12 protein-coding genes are annotated in these 16,391 nt (G+C 66.8%); 10 read left to right on the plus strand and 2 right to left on the minus strand.

Annotated features, from left to right (window positions below; translation table 11 throughout):
• The first annotated feature begins 106 nt into the window (after positions 1 to 106).
• From C1706_RS01025 to C1706_RS01035, 3 genes are all read left to right on the plus strand, one after another.
• The gene (locus C1706_RS01025; protein ID WP_129457350.1) at positions 107 to 910 is read left to right on the plus strand and encodes a transporter substrate-binding domain-containing protein; all 804 of its coding nucleotides are present in this window, start codon (positions 107 to 109) and stop codon (positions 908 to 910) included.
• Between the two features lie 62 nt (positions 911 to 972).
• Complete coding sequence (locus tag C1706_RS01030; protein ID WP_129457351.1) at positions 973 to 1,791, plus strand: amino acid ABC transporter permease; 819 nt, start codon at positions 973 to 975, stop codon at positions 1,789 to 1,791.
• A gap of 1 nt (position 1,792) precedes the next feature.
• Positions 1,793 to 2,653: an amino acid ABC transporter ATP-binding protein gene (locus C1706_RS01035; protein WP_129457352.1), complete on the plus strand. Its 861-nt coding sequence runs from the start codon at positions 1,793 to 1,795 to the stop codon at positions 2,651 to 2,653.
• Positions 2,654 to 2,710: 57 nt separating this feature from the next.
• On the opposite strand, the gene C1706_RS01040 is transcribed toward C1706_RS01035, so the two are convergent.
• Together C1706_RS01040 and C1706_RS01045 are read right to left on the minus strand one after the other, a co-directional pair.
• Entirely contained in the window at positions 2,711 to 3,217 is a 507-nt protein-coding gene (locus C1706_RS01040) for a DedA family protein (protein ID WP_241653354.1), read from the minus strand.
• Positions 3,214 to 4,533, minus strand: coding sequence for an acyltransferase family protein (locus C1706_RS01045; RefSeq protein WP_129457353.1), 1,320 nt, complete (start codon positions 4,531 to 4,533; stop codon positions 3,214 to 3,216). Before C1706_RS01045 ends, C1706_RS01040 begins: the two co-directional genes overlap by 4 nt.
• A 152-nt stretch (positions 4,534 to 4,685) precedes the next feature.
• On the opposite strand from C1706_RS01045, the gene C1706_RS01050 reads away from it, so the two are divergent.
• The 7 genes from C1706_RS01050 to C1706_RS01080 all read left to right on the plus strand — a co-directional run bounded on the left by C1706_RS01050 (position 4,686) and on the right by C1706_RS01080 (position 16,368).
• Positions 4,686 to 5,621 (plus strand): AEC family transporter, encoded by a 936-nt coding sequence (locus tag C1706_RS01050; RefSeq protein WP_129457354.1) that lies wholly within the window; start codon positions 4,686 to 4,688, stop codon positions 5,619 to 5,621.
• A gap of 89 nt (positions 5,622 to 5,710) precedes the next feature.
• Positions 5,711 to 8,092 (plus strand): phosphoketolase family protein, encoded by a 2,382-nt coding sequence (locus tag C1706_RS01055; RefSeq protein WP_129457355.1) that lies wholly within the window; start codon positions 5,711 to 5,713, stop codon positions 8,090 to 8,092.
• Between the two features lie 10 nt (positions 8,093 to 8,102).
• The gene (locus tag C1706_RS01060; RefSeq protein WP_164987372.1) at positions 8,103 to 8,498 is read left to right on the plus strand and encodes a pyridoxamine 5'-phosphate oxidase family protein; all 396 of its coding nucleotides are present in this window, start codon (positions 8,103 to 8,105) and stop codon (positions 8,496 to 8,498) included.
• Between the two features lie 106 nt (positions 8,499 to 8,604).
• The gene (locus tag C1706_RS01065) at positions 8,605 to 10,722 is read left to right on the plus strand and encodes a prolyl oligopeptidase family serine peptidase (protein WP_129457357.1); all 2,118 of its coding nucleotides are present in this window, start codon (positions 8,605 to 8,607) and stop codon (positions 10,720 to 10,722) included.
• Between the two features lie 46 nt (positions 10,723 to 10,768).
• Positions 10,769 to 14,614: an ATP-dependent RNA helicase HrpA gene (hrpA, locus tag C1706_RS01070; protein ID WP_129457358.1), complete on the plus strand. Its 3,846-nt coding sequence runs from the start codon at positions 10,769 to 10,771 to the stop codon at positions 14,612 to 14,614.
• Positions 14,607 to 15,512, plus strand: a complete 906-nt coding sequence (locus C1706_RS01075) for a PAC2 family protein (RefSeq protein ID WP_129457359.1) — start codon at positions 14,607 to 14,609, stop codon at positions 15,510 to 15,512. The genes hrpA and C1706_RS01075 overlap by 8 nt, the downstream gene beginning before the upstream one ends.
• The gene (locus C1706_RS01080) at positions 15,499 to 16,368 is read left to right on the plus strand and encodes an acyl-CoA thioesterase (protein WP_241653355.1); all 870 of its coding nucleotides are present in this window, start codon (positions 15,499 to 15,501) and stop codon (positions 16,366 to 16,368) included. Before C1706_RS01075 ends, C1706_RS01080 begins: the two co-directional genes overlap by 14 nt.
• Positions 16,369 to 16,391 lie beyond the last annotated feature (23 nt).

A 16,391-nucleotide genomic window follows, 5' to 3' on the forward strand; every position in this document is an offset into this window, starting at 1 on the left:
TGGTGCGGGACACGATGTAACACGTTGGTGACGCCACGGCGCTAGCGTTGGGCACCGAACCTGGGGAGATGAGAAGATTCCCCATCGTCATCCCTGGGAGGAATTCATGAAGAAGCCCTACGTCGTCGCCGCGCTCGCTGCCGCAGCAGCGCTCACCATGAGCGCTTGCGCCAACAATTCAGGCGCGGCCGCCACGACCCCGGGCGGCGTCTCCTTGGTGACCCCGGGCGTGTTGACCGTGTGCACGCATCTGGCCTACAAGCCGTTCCAGTTCACCGAAGGCGGCAAGATCGTCGGCTTTGACGTTGACCTGATGGATCTCGTGGCGAAGAAGCTGGGCGTCCGCCAAGAGGTCATCGACATTGAGTTTGGTCAGATCACCTCTGGCGCAGCGTTTACCGCCAAGAAGTGTGACGCGGGCGCCGCAGCGATCACGATCACCCCCGAGCGGGACAAGGCTGCTCCGTTCTCCACGCCCTACTTCGCGTCGAAGCAGGCCCTTCTGGTCAAGACTGACTCCCCGGTGACGAGCCTGTCGGACATGAAGGGCAAGGTGTTGAGCGTGCAGACCGACACCTCCGGCAAGGTGTACGCCGAAGGGCACGAAGGCGAGTTCGGCTACAGCACCAAGGTGTTCGACGACATGCCGACCGCCTCCAATGCGGTCCTCGCCGGGACGGTCGACGGGACGTTGAACGACAACGGCGTCCTGCTCGATTTTGCTCGCGAGAACACCTCGACCAAGGTCGTCCAGGAGATCGACACCAACGAGCACTACGGTTTCAATGTCTCCAAGGACAACCCCGCGCTGCTGTCCACGATCAATGACGTGCTGAAGACGGCGAAGTCCGATGGCACCTTCAACACCATCTACAAGAAGTGGTTCGGGGTGGACGCACCCGCCGAGTGACATCCCCTGGGTGCCGGGGCGTTGCCCCGGCACCTTTCCGTTTCCAGCCAGTGAGGTAGTCGATGAGCACGCCAACCGCAGCCCCCACGCGTCGTCGTATGTCGCCGCGCAGACGGGCCCGCACGGTCCGCCTGGTTCAATACGCCGTCCTCCTCGCGGTGATCGTGTGGCTCATCGTCACGATGGACGCCCGACAAGTCCAGTCCGTGTTCCTGCGCCCCGATCTGGTGGGGGAGACGCTGCTGGGGATTCCGCAGCATCTGCTGAACACGCTGATCTACACCGCGGGCGCCTTTGTCGTCGGCTTGGTGCTGGGGACCGTGCTAGCGCTCATGCGGCTGTCCCAGGTGGCGCCCTACCGGTGGCTCGCGGGCATCTACATCGAGTTCTTCCGCGGCGTCCCCGCGATCATCGTCCTACTGGCCTTTGGGCTGCTCCCCGTGGCCTTCCCCGGGCTGCGCTTCCCCCTGGATCCCTACGGCACGGTGTGGGCGGCGTTGGGCATGGTCTCGGGGGCCTACATGGCCGAGACCATCCGTGCTGGCATCCAGGCGGTTCCCAAGGGGCAGGTCGAGGCGGCCCGGAGCCTGGGCATGCCGGTGAGCACCTCCATGCGGCGCATCGTTTTGCCGCAGGCGTTCCGGATCATCACCCCGCCGCTGACCAATGAGTTGATCCTGCTGACCAAGGATTCCTCGCTGGTCTACGTGCTCGGGTTGACGACGGCGGCCTTCGAACTCACCAAGTTCGGCCGCGACCTGTCCAATAGCAACGGCAACCTGACTCCGCTGGTCGTGGCCGGGTTCTGCTACCTCTTGATCACCCTGCCGCTGACGTTCCTCGTCCGGTGGATGGAATCCAAGCAGAAGAAGGCGCGCTGACATGAGCCAGACCCCCACCACGGACGCGATCCCCACCGGCCGCCGCGAGGATGAGATCCAGGTCTACGACCTGCACAAGAGCTTCGGGGAACGCGAAGTCCTCAAGGGCATCAGCCTGACCGTCCATCAAGGCGAGGTTGTTTGCGTCATCGGGCCCTCGGGTTCGGGGAAATCGACCCTGTTGCGCTGCGTCAACCTGCTCGAAGTCCCAACTTCGGGGCGAGTCTTCATCATGAACGAGGAGATCACCGATCTTGACGCCGACGTGGACGCGATCCGCAGTCAGATGGGCATGGTGTTCCAGCAGTTCAACCTCTTCCCCCACCTGACCGTGCTCGAGAACTGCACGATCGGTCAGACGGTGGTGAAGAAGATCGACAAGGCCCAGGCGGAAAACATCGCCCAGGGCTACCTCGAGCAGGTCGGTCTGGGCGATCGGGGCTCGGCGTATCCCGCCCAGTTGTCGGGCGGGCAGCAGCAGCGCGTCGCGATCGCGCGCGCCTTGTCCATGGATGTCGAGATGGTGCTGTTCGACGAGCCCACCTCGGCGCTGGATCCCGAACTGGTAGGGGACGTGCTGGGCGTCATGCGGGCCTTGGCGCAAGAAGGCATGACGATGATGGTCGTGACGCACGAGATGGCCTTCGCCCGCGAGGTGGCCGACCGGGTGATCTTCATGGATGACGGGGTGATCGTGGAGGAGGGGCACCCCGATCTCGTGATCGGCAATCCGCAGCATGAACGGACCCGCGCCTTCCTGCAGCGCGTTCTCGATCCGACTCACGTGCCCGCAGAGCCCGAGGCCGACGATGAACCGGCCGAGCACGAGGCTGAGCCTCGTCGGCGTTCACGGTTGTTTTGAGTTCTCGGCGCCTGGTGTACGGGGCGCCGAGGCCACCCCGATCATCCGGGAGCGGGGCTACTTCGCGACGGCCGAGGGTGGCTCGTGGGGCGGCGTCCGTCGCGCGACGCGGACCCGCCAGCCCAGGAAGCCGGCTAGGGCGAGCACGCTCACGACGCCCAGCGTGACGGCTGCGGCGGGGCTGCGTTCCCACAGCAAGGCGAGGGCTTCGAAGCCAGCAAATCCGACCGTCCCGTAGATGAACGCCCACAACAGGCTCCCCAACGATACCGCAGGCAGGTAGCGGCGCAGCGGCATGGCTGTCGCCCCAGAGGCGAGGTTGACCAGGGTCTGGAATCCGATGGTGAGGAAGGACACGGTCACCAGCGGTGGCCCCCAGGACGTCACCTTGTCGACGGCGCGCGCGTAGCCAGGGGTGGACATGATGCGCGCGAGCCTGGTGTGCAGGGCGCCGCGTTGCAGGAGTCTGCCTACCCAGTAGGTGCCGTTGGCACGCAGCATGACGATGACGAAGAGCGCAGCGATGACGACGAGATAGGGAGCATCCCAGGTCATCGGGTTCATGTGCGGCCGTTTCTGTCGTCGCGGGCCCGGAGGAAGGCCCGGCCCGTGCGGTGCGCCGCTTGGGTGCGATCGGCGGCGTGTCCCATCAGCCAGGACCCCACCCAGATGAGGACCACCCCAAGCGATGACCCCACCCTGGTCGGATGGAGCACGGTGCCATACTGCCAGACGAGCAAAGTACCCAAGACGAGCGTGCCGTAGGCCATGATCGCCCCGGCCGTATCTTGTGTGGGCCCCAAGGGCGGGATCATTCGTAGCTCGAGCTGACCGAGAAGGGGAACCACGGCAGCCACCACCGCCAGCGCAGCGAGCGCCAGCACCGGCGGAGACAGCATGATGCCCGCCAAGGAGGGCAGGAGCGCCGTGAGGAGCAGAAGCCCTGCCCCGGCGACCGCGATGCAGGGAATGTGCCACAGGTACACGCTCATCATGACCGCATTGAGGACCCCGATGAGCCGTTCGGTGCGCCCCGAGAGATGGGCCAGCCAGCCCGCTCGCTCGATCAGGGCCAAAACACCGCATTGGGCGAGCGCGAGTGACGCCATGGCCACGGTGGGGGGTTGCAGGTTCGCAAAGGGGATGTCCGCAAAGCCGACCGAGGTGGGCGGATAACCGGCGACGAAGACCAGGAACACGACGCCCGTCACGCCGAGCAGGATCGCGGTGGGTGCCGCCCACCGGGAACCGGAGCGCCACCATCCGCGCTGATAGGCGATGCCGAACTGGTGGACCAGCGGCCACACCACGATCATGTTGAGATTGCGGATCTCTGGACGCCCCACGTGGAAGGACCAGGCGTCCACGGCTGCGGCCACGACCGCCATGGCGATCATGGGCCACACTCCGTAGGCGTCGTGCAGCCGAACCAGCCAGGGCGCCAGGGCAACGATCACCAGGTAGACGGTGATGAACCACAGCAGTTGCATGAGTTGTCGGCTCAACTCGACGGCCGCACCCAACCAGCCGAGCCAGGCTGCCGCGGTGAAGATGACCGCGCAGAAGGTCACGAAAACCGAGAGCGGCCCCACGAGTCGATGTCCGCGGCCTGCGAGGTAGTGACCAAGGCCGGTGCCTTCGCGTCGCATCCGGTCCACCGTCAGTGCGTTGGCGAAGCCCCCCGCCACGAAGAACAGCGGCATGATCATCAAGACCCACGTCAGCGGATACAACCACGACGGCGCGGCCCAGGGGATGAGGGTGACCGCACCGTCGACGATGCTGATGCGGTAGAGGAGGGTGTGGAAGACCACGACCACGATGACGGACAGGGCGCGCGCCACGTCGATGACATGGTTGCGTGGTGTGCCCGTACTCACCGCGTCATCCTAAGGCAGTACGCGCCACGCGAAAGACACGTCTGCGGGCCGATGCCCTAGCGAGGCCGACCCCAACTTCCTCCGGACAGCCAACCTGCGCCTGGGCTGGCAACCAGGGAACTGGGCGGGGTCTCGCGGGTTAGGCTCACGGCGTGGCAGGCGCACTGGGTGGCATCTCGACGATCTGGATCGTCATCGGTGTCGGCTGGCTGATCGCTCATCGCGGGCTGGTCGACACCCGGGGTCGGCGTTTGATGTCCATGCTCGCCTTCTCGGTCGGCTCACCAGCCCTGTTGTTTGCGATGGTGTCGCGGGCGTCCTTGGACCATCTGTTCTCCGGGACGGTCATCGTGAGCGCCCTCGCGATCCTCGTGACCGGTGGGGTGGCACTGGTGCTGGCACGTTTCGTGTTTCGTGGCGGGGTCGGCGACAACGTGGTCACATTCATGGCGTCGGCCTACACCAATGCGGCCAACTTCGGATTGCCGGTCGCCCTTGCTCTCCTTGGCGATGCCACATGGATGGCCCCGATCCTGCTGATGCAGGTCGCCGTGCTCATGCCGGTGTGCCTGGCGGTGCTGGACGCGCAGGCTGCCCGCGCGACGGGGACGGCCCTGGCTCCTGCCCGGTACCTCATCTTGCCGTTTCGTAACCCGATCACCCTCGGCATCCTGGCGGGTCTCGTCTGCAACCTGACCGGGCTGGCCTTGCCCGAGTGGGTCATGCGCCCGGTGAGCATGATCGGCGATATTTCCGTCCCCTTGATGCTGCTCGCCTTCGGTGTCTCACTGCGCCTCGACCCGCTCCCCGGCAAGGGCGAGCACCAAGGGCAGACGTGGACGGTGGTGGCGTTGAAGACGGTGGGGCACCCCCTGGCTGCGTGGCTCATCGGTGTGGCGTGTGGGCTGACCGGCCAGGACTTGTACGCCGTCGTCGTGCTCGGTGCTCTGCCGGCGGCCCAGAACGTCCATGTCATCGCGACGCGCTATCACCAAAGCGAACTGATGGCCCGCGACGTGGTGTTCTGGTCGACCATCGCGTCGGTGGGCACCTTGCTGGTGATCGCGGCCCTGCTCGGCGGCTCGTAGCCGGCGAGCGCTTTCCCCTTGGCGGCAACCCCTACAAACCCGGGGCTCGAACCTGCCCTGCAAGGCGGCGTCCCAGTATCGTTTGCGGCATGGCAGTCCAGCTACCCAGCCTTGACGAATCAGAACTCGCCGCGATCGACGCGTGGTGGCGGGCCAACAACTACCTGACGGTCGGCCAGATCTACCTCATGGCCAACCCCCTGTTGCAGGAGCCGCTCAAGGCCGAGCACATCAAGCCGCGCTTGCTGGGCCACTGGGGGACCAGCCCGGGCCTGGCGTTCGTCTGGGCGCACCTGTCGCGCCTCATCAAGCGCACCGGTCAAAAGACGCTCTACATCACCGGCCCCGGGCACGGTGGCCCCGCGATCGTCGGGGCGTCCTACCTGGAGGGCACCTACACTGAAGCCTTCCCGAAGGTCACCCAGGATGAGCCGGGCATGCTGCGCCTGTTCCGTCAGTTCTCGGCCCCGGGCGGGATCCCTTCCCACGCGTCCGTGACGACCCCCGGGTCCATCCACGAGGGTGGGGAACTGGGCTACGCGCTGATTCACGCCTTCGGTTCGGTCTTCGATAACCCCGACCTGCTGACGGTTGCCGTGGTGGGCGACGGCGAGGCGGAGACCGGCCCGCTGGAGGGGTCCTGGAAGGGCATTTCCTTCCTCAACCCGGAGCGCGACGGCGCGGTCTTGCCGGTCCTGCATCTCAACGGCGGGAAGATTGCGGCCCCCACGGTCCTGTCCCGCAAGCCGCGCGAGGAAGTCCGCGAACTTTTCGAGGGTCACGGCTACGACGTGATCGAGGTAGACGGGCACGACACCCCGGGTATGCACTACCGCTTCGCGGACGCGCTCGCCCAGGCTTACGCCAAGATCACCGCGATTCAGGAATCCGCTCGCGTCGGCGAATGGGACGGCACCCGTCCGCGCTGGCCCATGATCATCCTGCGCTCTCCCAAGGGCTGGACCGGCCCTCACGAGGTGGACGGCACGCTCATCGAGGGAACGTGGCGGGCGCACCAGGTGCCGCTGTCGGGGATCAAATCCAACCCTGAACACTTGGTGATGCTCGAACAGTGGATGCGCTCCTACCGCCCCGAAGAACTCTTCGATGCGTCCGGTGCACCCACGGAACTGGTCCGCTCGGCGAACCCCGTGGAGACGGACCTGACCATGTCGGGGACGCCGTATGCCAACGGTGGACGCCTCATGACGCCGCTGGACCTGCCGGACTTCCGCGACCTGGCGGTTCCGGTCGAGCACCGCGCGGCCGACCGACTGGAGTCCACCCGCAAGCTGGGTGAGCTGATGGAGGAGATCTACCGGCGTAATCCTGAGTCGTTCCGGCTGTACTGCCCAGATGAGACCAACTCCAATCGTCTGGGGGCGGTTTTCGGGGCGTCGGATCGCGCGTGGATGGAAGCTGTCACCCCCAACGACGAGAAGCTGAGCCGTTCGGGTCGCGTCATGGAGGTGCTGAGCGAGCACAACTGTCACGGGTGGCTGGAGGCCTACAACCTGACCGGCCGTCACGGGCTGTTCGCCACATATGAGGCCTTCGCGATGGTGTCGGCCTCCCAGACGATCCAGCATGGAAAGTGGTTGCAGGAAGCGGACGAGCTTTCCTGGCGTGCGTCCATTCCGAGCCTGAACATCCTGCTCAGCTCGACGGCGTGGCGTAACGACCACAACGGTTTCAGCCACCAAGGCCCCGGCATGCTGCAACTGCTGCTGAACATGGGATCGAAGGTGGCACGCGTCTACCTTCCGCCGGACGCGAACACGCTGCTGTCGGTGGCGGATCACTGCTTCCGCTCCACCGATTACGTGAACCTCATCGTGCAGGACAAGCAACCGCAGCCCCAGTGGCTCACGATGGAGGAGGCCATCGAGCACTGCACGCGCGGTGCCTCGATCTGGGAGTGGGCGGGCAACGAGGAAGGCTTCGGCCCCGGCGACCCCGACATCGTGCTGGCCTGCGCGGGCGACGTCATGACCATGGAGACGGTGGCCGCCGCGGAGATTCTCAAGGCGAAGCTCCCGGCGATGCGCACCCGTGTCGTGAACGTGGTCGACTTGATGACGCTGCGTCGTCCCAAGGACCATCCGCACGGCATGAGCGAGACCTACTTCCGCGAGTTGTTCACCGACACCAAGGATGTCGTGTTTGCCTTCCACGGCTACCCCGGCGGCATCCACCAGCTCATGCATGGGCGTCCCGATGCTGATCGGTTCCGCGTCCGCGGGTTCATCGAGCAGGGGACGACCACGACGCCGTTCGACATGGTGGTGCGCAACCGTGCGTCGCGCTATCACCTCGTCATGGATGCGATCAACAACGCCAAGTCCCTGCCCAAGGGGGCCGAGGACCTCAAGCTGTGGTGTGAAGCTCAGCTTTTGCGTCACCACGACTACATCCGCGAGCACCTGGAGGACATGCCGGAGGTGCGCGACTGGCGGCTGGGGGAACTGTAAGCTTCCCCACGTGATTCCTGGCTACTTCGTGACGATCGAGGCCGACGAGTGTCTTCGCCTGCTGGGCGAGGGCAGCATCGGCCGCGTGGCCTGGGCGTCCTCGCGGGGGCTGCAGGTCCTTCCGGTCAGCTACACCCTGGTCGGAAACGCTGTCGTCTTCACCATCGCCGAGGGAACGGTCCTGGACGAACTGACCCAGCCGGTCGACGTGGCATTCGAGGTCGACGATCTCGACGTGTCCACGTCGACCGGCTGGTCGGTCATGGCTCAGGGACGGACCGCCCCCTTCGCCGGTGACCCCGACGCTTTGCGCAGCCTTCCTTGGGTACCGGGGCACAACGATGTCCCGGTCGCCGTCGAGCTTGGCTTCCTCGCCGGGCGGTCGGTCTCTGCCGAGACGCACTGATCGTTTCCGGCGTGCCTGTGAGGTCACGCGGGCACGGATTCCGACCCACAGTGCTTCCTGGGCGTGCGTGTGAGCCGCAGTCGGGGAGCAAGGAAGGCGACCTTCGATGACGTCCGCGCCCGATTCGCGCCCCCTCACCTGCCCCTCAACGCGTCGCGTCCCGGTGGTGGAGACGCTCCACGGCGTTGAGGTTGCCGACCCCTATCGCTGGCTGGAGGATGCCGATGACCCTGAGGTCGTGGCATGGGCGAGTCGTCAGCAACAGTTCACCGAGGCGACGTTGGAGACCCTGCCGGATCGCGCATGGTTTGCTGCGGCGCTGATGGCCCAGATCTCCCGCCCGCGTGCGGGAGTGCCCGTGTGGCGGGCGGGGCACTACCTCCTGTCGCGCCACGATGGCGTCCAGGCCCAGCCGGTCTGGTTCTACTCCGACACGCTGGAGGGCCTGCTCACCGGTGGGGATGTCCTTCTCGATCCGAACACGTGGGATCGGGCGGGCAGCAGTTCAGTATCGGGCCTCGCCGTCTCCCCGGACGGCCGCCGCCTGGCCTATGCGCGCAACGATGCCGGTTCGGACTGGCAGCACATCGCCATCCGGGAGATTGGCGGCGCCGAGGATCGTGGTGAACCGATCACGGCGAAGTTCACCGTGCCGACCTGGCTCCCCGACAGCCGTTCGCTGCTCTACACGACCTTCGATCAGGCCAGTGACCCCCGAGGAACCTCCACCACCGGCCTGGGAACGGCGCGCCTGATGGTGCGTCGCGAGGACGGAACCGACGAGGAGTTCCTCAGCTTCCCCCACGAGCCTCAGACCATGGCTCACGGCTGGGTCTCGGCAGCCGGGACATACCTGATCGTGATCATCTCCACGGGAACCGCGCGGGCGAACCGTCTGTCTGTCTACCCGCTGACCACCGTCGAGGATCGCACCACCTGGGGCAAGCCGATCAAGGTCGTCGACGTGGCGCAGGCCTCCTACGAGCCACTTCGCCTGGATGGGGAGCGTCTTGTGCTCCGCACCGATGCTGAAGCTCCGCTGGGGCGCGTGGTCGCCGTCGATCTGGGCTGGGCGGCCCGCGGGGACATCGAGTTCGCCGAAGTGGTCCCGGAGACCCGAGCGACGCTCACGGGGGCCGTCGCGGCGGGGGACGGTCTTCTGCTCGAATATCTCGACGATGCCAGTTCGGCAGTGGTGTACGTCGGACGCGAGGGCGAGGGCGGCGTCGATGTGGAACTGCCGGCCGGTGCCCTCGTCGGGTTGGAGGGGCGTCCAGGCCGCGACGAGGCATTCGTGGCGCTGAGTACCCTCACCACGCCATCCACCTCCTATCGCTTGCTCCTGCCCACCGTGGCTGACGACCCGGTCGTGGTCGAGCGCTTGGCGTTAGTCCCGGAGAATCGGGAGCCACCCGAACCGGCCTTCACGCTGCAGCGACACCGTGCCCGTAGCGCCGATGGGACGGCGGTTCCCTACTTCTTGGCGGTGCCCCTTGACGATCACGTGGGCCCACGTCCGACGCTCCTGTACGGCTATGGGGGATTCATGATCCCGGTCCTGGCCGATTACCGTCCCGGCTGGGCTGCCTGGCTCGAGGCCGGGGGAGCGCTCGCGGTGGCGAATCTCCGCGGCGGCGGCGAGTTCGGCACCTCCTGGTACGAGCAGGGACGGTTGGCAGCCAAGCAGAACGTCTTCGATGACGCGATCGCGGTGGCGGAGGATCTCATCGCTCAGGGAGTGACCACGCCCGACCACCTGGCGGTGCACGGGCGCTCCAATGGGGGTCTGCTGGCCGGTGCTGTCCTGACGCAGCGGCCGGACTTGTTCGCCGCCGTGCTGCCGAGCGTGGGCGTCCTCGACCTGCTGCGGTTTCACCTGTTCACGATCGGGGCCGCCTGGATGAGCGACTATGGCGACCCGGATACCGCGGAAGGGTTCACGTCCGCTTATGCCTACTCGCCGCTGCATCGCATCACGCCGGGGGAGCACTACCCGGCGACCCTGATCTCCACAGCCGACCACGACGACCGCGTCGTCCCGCTCCACAGTTACAAATTCGCCGCGGCGCTGCAGGCAGCCCAAGGCGGTGAGGCGCCGGTCCTGCTGCGGGTCGATCAGGCGGCCGGGCACGGGGCGGGCAAGCCGTCCGCCCAGGTCGCTGCGGAGTGGACCGATCTTCTGGCCTTTGCCGCAGCGCACACAGGCCTGCACCCCCACGGGTGAGGCGGCGGGCGGACCCGGTGACGTGATCCCATAGAATGGGACGCCGATGTCTGCCACTACACCCACGCTCACCTTCGATCCCGCCCTGCCTATCAGCGGTGCGGTCGAGGAGATTTCGCACGCCCTGGCCACGCACCAGGTGATCGTCGTGGCGGGGGAGACGGGCTCAGGCAAGACGACGCAACTGCCCAAGATCGCGCTGGCAGCGGGCCGGAGCCGGATCGCGCATACGCAGCCGCGACGCATCGCCGCCCGGTCGGTGGCCACGCGCATCGCCGCCGAGATGGGCGTCGAGTTGGGTGGCGTCGTCGGCTATCAGGTCCGGTTCACCCGGCAGGTAGGCAAGCAGACGGCACTCACGTTGATGACTGACGGGATCCTGCTCGCGCAGATCGCCCACGATCGCGACCTGCGCGCCTACGACACGATCATCATCGACGAGGCCCACGAGCGTTCCCTCAACATCGACTTCCTGCTGGGATACCTCAAGCAACTGCTGCCGCGGCGTCCAGACCTGAAAGTCATCATCACCTCGGCCACCATCGACACGGCACGCTTCAGCGCCCACTTCGATGACGCGCCGATCATCGAAGTCTCCGGGCGAACCTTCCCGGTCGAGATCGTGTATGACCCCTTGGACAACCCAGACGATTTGGCCGAGGGCATTGCCCACGCGGTGAGCCAACTCCATGCCCTGGGAGATGGCGACGTCTTGGTGTTCTGTTCCGGGGAGCGTGACATCCGCGACGCCGCGGACGCCATCACCGCGCTGAAACTGCCGCACACGGAGGTGCTTCCGCTGTATGCCCGGCTGTCGGCGGCGGAGCAGGACCGCGTCTTCCGACCGCACGAGGGCATGCGCGTCGTGTTGGCGACCAACGTGGCCGAAACGTCGCTGACGGTTCCGGGTATCCGCTCGGTCGTGGATCCTGGGCTCGCGCGCATCAGCCGTTATTCCGCACGAACCAAGGTACAACGCCTTCCTATCGAAGAGATCTCCCAAGCTTCGGCAAACCAGCGTTCGGGGCGGTGTGGCCGCGTCGGGCCCGGTATCGCGATCCGGCTCTACAGCGAGGAAGACTTCGCCGCTCGTCCGGAGTTCACTGAGCCGGAGATTCTGCGCACGAATCTGGCCAGCGTCATCTTGCAGATGGCCGACGCGCGTCTGGGTCCGATTGAGGACTTCCCGTTCGTGGAGCCGCCGGACCGTAGCCAGGTGCGCGACGGCCTTCGGCTGCTGCGTGAACTGGGGGCGCTGAAAGACCCCGACGCCCACGGCGCCCAGGCGCAACGCCTGACCCCGGTGGGTCGGCTGCTGGCACGTCTACCGGTCGATCCGCGCATGGGCCGCATGCTGGTGGAGGCCTCCCGGCGTGGCGTCCTGGACGCCATGGTGCCCATCGTGGCGGGGCTGGCCATCCCCGATGTGCGGGAGCGGCCCAGCGACCACCAGGCCGAGGCCGATACGGCCCATCGCCGGTTCTGGCTCCCCGCCGATGCCGACGGTCGTGAACGTGACGCGTCCGACCTGGCTGCGCTGTGGCGGTTATGGAGTTACCTGCGCCGGCAACGCAAGGAACTGTCCGGCAACGCGTTTCGGCGCCTGTGCCGGGACGAGTACCTCCATTTCCTTCGCTTCCGGGAGTGGCAAGACCTCACCACCCAACTGCGCGAGATCATCAAGGAACTCGATCTGGGTGGAGAAAGCGGAGCAGGGCGTCGCGGACGCGGACGAGGGCGCTCGCCCGAGCCGACGACGAGCACCGAGCCGGACTGGGACGCGGTCCACACCGCGGCGCTGGCGGGCCTGCTGTCGCACGTTGGGCTGAAAGAGACGGCCCGCGAGCCCGCGACCCCCGGGCGTCGTGGGCGTCGTCCGTTGGCCGAGTATCGCGCCGCCCGCGGGGCGCGCTATGCGATTCAACCGGGCTCGGCAGCCGCCAAGGCTGAACCGCCGCTGGTCACTGCCGTCGAACTCGTCGAGACGAGCCGGTTGTGGGCGCGGACGGTCGTCCCGATCACCGCCGACATGGTGGAGACGGTGGGTGCTCACCTGGTGGTCCGCCAGTACGGGGAGCCCCATTGGTCCGCGTCGAGGGGCCAGGCCGTCGCCGAAGAACGCGTCTTGCTCCTCGGCGTTCCGATCATCGCGGGGCGCAGCGTCAGCTTTGCCCGCGTCGACCCGGTGGTGGCGCGTGAGATCTTGATCCGCTCGGCATTGGTCGAGGGAGATTGGCGCACCCGGCATCACTTCTTTGCCCGCAATCAGCGCGCTCGCGCCGAAGCTGAAGAACTGGAGGAGCGCACCCGACGACGTGACATCGCCGCCGACGACGATGCGATCTACGCCTTCTACGACCGGCGCATCCCCCACGACATCACCTCGGTCGCCGACTTCGATCGTTGGTGGCGGGACAAGCGTCGCGAGGAGGATCGTTTTCTCGATTTCGGCGTGGACGACCTGATCGAAGACCTGTCCTCCCTCGACGTCAGCGAATTTCCTGACACGTGGACGGTTGGCCCGACCGAGTTGCCCGTTTCGTACGCCTTCGACCCGGGGGCTGGCCGCGACGGCGTCAGCGTCGAGGTGGACGTCAGTGTCCTCAACCAAGTTGAGGACGCCCCCTTCACCTGGCAGGTTCCGGGGTTGCGGGCCGAGTTGGCTACTGAACTCATCCGCGCCCTCCCCAAGAGCATCCGGACGCGGTTCGTTCCGGCGCCCGACTGGGCGCGTCGTGCCGTGGCCTGGCTGGAGGAGCGAAGCGACGTCTGGGAAAATCACCCCTTCCCGGACGCGTTCGCCGCGGCGCTGAGTGCCCTGTCGGGGGAGCCCGTGGCGGCCTCCCTGTTCTCGATGGACGCCCTCCCGGAGCACTTGCGCGTTCGCTATGTGATCACCGATGGCACCCGCAGGCTCGCCGAAGGCAAGGACTACGACGCGCTGCGCCGGGCCCACGCCCCGGCCCTGAGCCGTCACCTCAACGCCGACACCGCCGGGCTCTCCCACGCGGGTGCGACCACCTGGGTGTTTGGTGCCCTTCCCGTCACCGCTGAGGTGGCCCGCCGTGGAACGCCGCTGGTCGGGTATCCCGCCCTCGTGGATGAAGGCGACGAGGTGGGGGTGAAGGTCGCCAACACCCCAGAACAGGGCACTCGCTGGCAGGCATGGGGCCTTCGACGCTTGATCGCCCTGGATAGCCCCGATCCGACCCGGTCGGTCTTCTCACGGCTGTCCAATGCCGACAAGATCGCCCTCGCCTCCGGGCCGTACGCCTCGCTCCAGGCCCTCCTGGCCGATGCGCGCCTCCGCGCCATCGCGGATCGGCTGGCGAGTCTCGGCATCGCCCCCGACAGCGTCCGCGACGCCGCGGCTTTCACCGCAGCGAAGGATGCCGTGCGGCCTGACGTCGCCGAACGGATGCAAGCCGTGACCAAGCTGGCCGCATCTATCCTGGCGCGCGCTGCCCAGATTCAGGCCGAGATCGACCGCCAGCCAGGGCCCAGCGCTGCCGACGTGCGCTCTCAACTCGACAACCTCGTGTTTCCGGGCTTCATCGCTGCGACGCCGGAGCCCCACTTCACGCGGATGGATCGCTACCTGCACGCCATCCAGATCCGTGTACGGGGGTGGAGCGCCAATCCTGCCCGAGAACGCGAACACCTCGAGACGATCTCCGCGTTGGAGGAGTCCTATGACGCCGCCATCGCCGGGTTCGCGGTCGGGGAGCTTCCCGATACTGCCGTCGAGGTGGGGTGGCTCCTGGAAGAGTTGCGGGTCAGCTTGTTTGCGCAGTCCCTGGGTACGGCTCAAAGTGTGTCCGCCAAGCGCGTCCGGGCCGCCATCGCGGCGGTGCGCCCGTCGGGCTTTGGCTACAGTGGCGGGCATGGCTGAACGGGGGGACCTCTACACGGTAGATCCAGCGGTGCGCGAGAGCCTACGGGGAACCAGCCCGGTCCTGGTGCATCTGCTGGAGGGATTCATCGATGCCGGCCAGGTGGGGCGCCAAGTCAAGGAGCACCTCCTCGAGGTGGGGCACGTGGAGACGCTGGCGCTGTTTGATCACGATGCGCTGCACGACTATCGCTCCCGCCGCCCGCAGATGGTGTTCGACCAGAACACCTGGCTGGAGATGGACGATCCCGACCTTGTGCTGGCCAAGGCCACCGACGCGGAGGGTCGCGTCTACCTCCTCCTGACGGGGCCGGAGCCTGACATGCGTTGGCGGGGCACCCTGGCCGCGATCCTCGACCTCGCACACGATCTTGATGTGTCGGAGTTGGTGACGGTGCATGGCATCCCCATGGCCGTCCCGCACACGCGGCCCACGTTGATCACCGCGCACGCCACCGACACCGAGCGGGCCCCGGGCAATCCCGTGTGGATCGACAGGGTGACGGTGCCGGGCAGTTTCTCGGCCGCCTTGGAGTTTCAGGCCGGGCAGCGTGGCATGTTCGCGCGCGGGTTCGTCGCCCACGTTCCGCACTACTTGGCTGCAGGGACGTACGCGCCCGCCGCGCTGGTGGCGCTTGAACGCCTCCGGGAGGCGACCGGGCTGGCTTTGCCCCCACGGGAGTTGGCGACGCGTTCCCTGGCGACCCTGGCCCAGTTGGAGGGCGAGATGTCCAGCGACAGCGAGTTGGCTCCGCTGGTCGCGACGTTGGAAGAGCAGTACGACGACGTGGTTGCGGGTGGGGGACGCTCCGTCCCGACGGCCGATGAGATCGGTGCGGCACTCGAGCGGTTCTTGGCTGAACGAGACGACGAAGGGGATGCGGGTGGATCACATTGACCAGGTGCTCGACCTGCTGAACGTCACACGGGTCGGTCCTGATGTCTTCGTGGGCGAGAACCCGGACACGGATCTCCAACGGGTTTTCGGCGGGCAGGTGATGGGGCAGGCGCTCAACGCCATGTATTCGACGCTGCCGCAGGATCGACTCGCCCACTCGATGAAGAGCTACTTCGTGCGGCCCGGGTCGACAGCGGCACCGATCCACTACGCCGTGTCGCGGACGCGCGACGGGGGCTCATTCTCCTCGCGTCACGTCGTCGCGTCGCAGGGCGGCCAGGACATCTTTGTCATGACGGCGTCGTTCAAGGTGGCCGAGGACGGCTTTGAACACTCCACGCCCGCCCCGGCTGACGTTCCCGACCCCGAGACGTGTACCCCGCTGTCGCGTGTCCTGGGGGCCTTGTCCCCGCGTACGGCAGAGGTGTGGGAGCGGGAGTGGGCCTCCCTCGACACCCGCTACATTCGCGGCGTGGAGGGCACCGACGCGGGCGATCCTCGGCTGCAGATCTGGTTCCGGGCCGTGGGGCAGATGCCGGACGATCCGCGCCTCCATCAGATGGTGCTGGCCTACGCGTCTGACTTGACCTTGCTGGCCGTGAGCACACTGGCGCACCCGGAAGCGTTCGGGTCGCCGCGACTACAGATGGCCACCATCGACCATTCGATGTGGTTCCACCGTCCCATCCGCGCTGACCGCTGGGTGCTGTACGACCAAGTGTCACCCGACGCGAACAACGCTCTCGGGTTCTCCATGGGCAAGCTGTTCAGTGAGGACGGGACGCTGGGCGCGCACGCCGTCCAAGAGGGGCTGATCCGCATGGCGGACGCCCGACCACGCAACGGCCTCGTGTAAACAAGGCCATGGCCTGGGCTGCA

Origin of the sequence: Propioniciclava flava (assembly GCF_004126535.1) — a bacterium.
Classification (GTDB): domain Bacteria; phylum Actinomycetota; class Actinomycetes; order Propionibacteriales; family Propionibacteriaceae; genus Propioniciclava; species Propioniciclava flava.